This is a genomic window from Janibacter sp. GXQ6167, from assembly GCF_041365945.1.
GTDB lineage: Bacteria > Actinomycetota > Actinomycetes > Actinomycetales > Dermatophilaceae > JBGFSK01.
Map to the genome: position 1 here is coordinate 1 of NZ_JBGFSK010000021.1, position 2,863 is coordinate 2,863.

2 rRNA genes are annotated in these 2,863 nt (G+C 55.0%); both read left to right on the forward strand.

Annotated elements, in window-relative coordinates:
• Window positions 1-2,643, forward strand: a 23S ribosomal RNA gene (locus AB8K43_RS15380); the annotation flags it as partial.
• 92 nt (window positions 2,644-2,735) lie between these two features.
• A 5S ribosomal RNA gene (gene rrf / locus AB8K43_RS15385) occupies window positions 2,736-2,852 on the forward strand.
• Window positions 2,853-2,863 lie beyond the last annotated feature (11 nt).

Consider the following 2,863-nt stretch of genomic DNA (forward strand, 5'->3'; position numbering starts at 1 on the left):
GGGGTGACGGCGTGCCTTTTGAAGAATGAGCCTGCGAGTTAGTGCTCAGTGGCGAGGTTAACCCGTGTGGGGAAGCCGTAGCGAAAGCGAGTCCGAATAGGGCGTTTTTAGTCGCTGGGTCTAGACCCGAAGCGGAGTGATCTACCCATGGCCAGGTTGAAGCGACGGTAAGACGTCGTGGAGGACCGAACCCACTTAGGTTGAAAACTGAGGGGATGAGCTGTGGGTAGGGGTGAAAGGCCAATCAAACTCCGTGATAGCTGGTTCTCCCCGAAATGCATTTAGGTGCAGCGTCACGTGTTTCTTACCGGAGGTAGAGCTACTGGATAGCCGATGGGCCTCACCAGGTTACTGACGTTAGCCAAACTCCGAATGCCGGTAAGTGTAAGCGTGGCAGTGAGACTGCGGGGGATAAGCTCCGTAGTCGAGAGGGAAACAGCCCAGATCACCAGCTAAGGTCCCTAAGCGTGTGCTAAGTGGGAAAGGATGTGGAGTTGCCTTGACAACCAGGAGGTTGGCTTAGAAGCAGCCACCCTTTAAAGAGTGCGTAATAGCTCACTGGTCAAGTGATTCCGCGCCGACAATGTAGCGGGGCTCAAGCACACCACCGAAGCTGTGGCATTGACACATTCCCCAGTCGCATACATTCGTGTGTGTGGTTCAGGGGTGTTGATGGGTAGGGGAGCGTCGTGCGGGCAGTGAAGCGGCGGAGTGATCCAGCCGTGGAGGCCGCACGAGTGAGAATGCAGGCATGAGTAGCGAAAGACGGGTGAGAAACCCGTCCGCCGAATAACCAAGGGTTCCAGGGTCAAGCTAATCTGCCCTGGGTAAGTCGGGACCTAAGGCGAGGCCGACAGGCGTAGTCGATGGACATCCGGTTGATATTCCGGAACCGGCGTGCAACCGCCCCTGACGAGGCGAGTGATGCTAAGCATCTGAAGCCAACCATAAGACGGTCACTTCTTTGAGGTGGTCGTCGGGTCTGGTGGAGCATGCGACCCGACCTCGTAGTAGTCAAGCGATGGGGAGACGCAGGAAGGTAGCCTCCGCGTGGCGATGGTAGTCCACGTCCAAGGGTGTAGGGAGTCAGGTAGGCAAATCCGCCTGGCATTAATCCTGAGACCTGATAGTGACCACTTTATGTGGGAAGCAGGGTGATCCTATGCTGCCGAGAAAATCCTCTAGCGAGGTTGTAAGCCGCCCGTACCCCAAACCGACTCAGGTGGTTAGGTAGAGAATACCAAGGCGATCGAGTGAATCGTGGTTAAGGAATTCGGCAAAATGCCCCCGTAACTTCGGGAGAAGGGGGGCCCAACACTTGAAGTACTTCGCGTACTAGGGTGAAGGGCCGCAGAGACCAGGGAGAAGCGACTGTTTACTAAAAACACAGGTCCGTGCGAAGTCGCAAGACGATGTATACGGACTGACGCCTGCCCGGTGCTGGAAGGTTAAGAGGACGGGTTAGAACCCTTTAGGTTCGAAGCTCAGAATTTAAGCCCCAGTAAACGGCGGTGGTAACTATAACCATCCTAAGGTAGCGAAATTCCTTGTCGGGTAAGTTCCGACCTGCACGAATGGCGTAACGACTTCTCCACTGTCTCAACCGCGAACTCGGCGAAATTGCACTACGAGTAAAGATGCTCGTTACGCGCAGCAGGACGGAAAGACCCCGGGACCTTCACTATAGCTTGGTATTGGTTGTCGGGACGGCTTGTGTANAACGACTTCTCCACTGTCTCAACCGCGAACTCGGCGAAATTGCACTACGAGTAAAGATGCTCGTTACGCGCAGCAGGACGGAAAGACCCCGGGACCTTCACTATAGCTTGGTATTGGTTGTCGGGACGGCTTGTGTAGGATAGGTGGGAGACTGTGAAACACCCGCGCCAGCGGGTGTGGAGTCAACGTTGAAATACCACTCTGGTCGTTCTGGTGATCTAACCTCGGTCCGTGATCCGGATCAGGGACAGTGCCTGGTGGGTAGTTTAACTGGGGCGGTTGCCTCCTAAAATGTAACGGAGGCGCTCAAAGGTTCCCTCAGCCTGGTTGGCAATCAGGTGGCGAGTGCAAGTGTACAAGGGAGCTTGACTGCGAGACAGACATGTCAAGCAGGGACGAAAGTCGGAACTAGTGACCCGACGGTGGCTTGTGGAAGCGCCGTCGCTCAACGGATAAAAGGTACCCCGGGGATAACAGGCTGATCTTCCCCAAGAGTCCATATCGACGGGATGGTTTGGCACCTCGATGTCGGCTCGTCGCATCCTGGGGGTGGAGTTGCTCCCAAGGGTTGGGCTGTTCGCCCATTAAAGCGGCACGCGAGCTGGGTTTAGAACGTCGTGAGACAGTTCGGTCCCTATCCGCTGTGCGCGTAGGAAACTTGAGAGAGGCTGACCCTAGTACGAGAGGACCGGGTTGGACGAACCTCTGGTGTGTCAGTTGTTCTGCCAAGAGCACCGCTGATTAGCTACGTTCGGAAGTGATAACCGCTGAAAGCATCTAAGCGGGAAGCACGTCTCAAGATGAGGTTTCCATGAACCAATGGTTCGAGAGGCTCCCAGCTAGACGACTGGGTTGATAGGCCAGATGTGGAAGCACAGCAATGTGTGAAGCTGACTGGTACTAATAAGCCGATAACTTAAACACCACAAAAACGTAAACTGTATCGCGTCCACTGTCCAGTATCTCGAGATACACCCAACCCACACACACAGGGTTACATGATATCTCCATAGAGTTACGGCTGTTATAGCGAGAGGGAAACGCCCGGTCCCATTCCGAACCCGGAAGCTAAGCCTCTCAGCGCCGATGGTACTGCACTGGAGACGGTGTGGGAGAGTAGGACACAGCCGGACAAACTTTCATA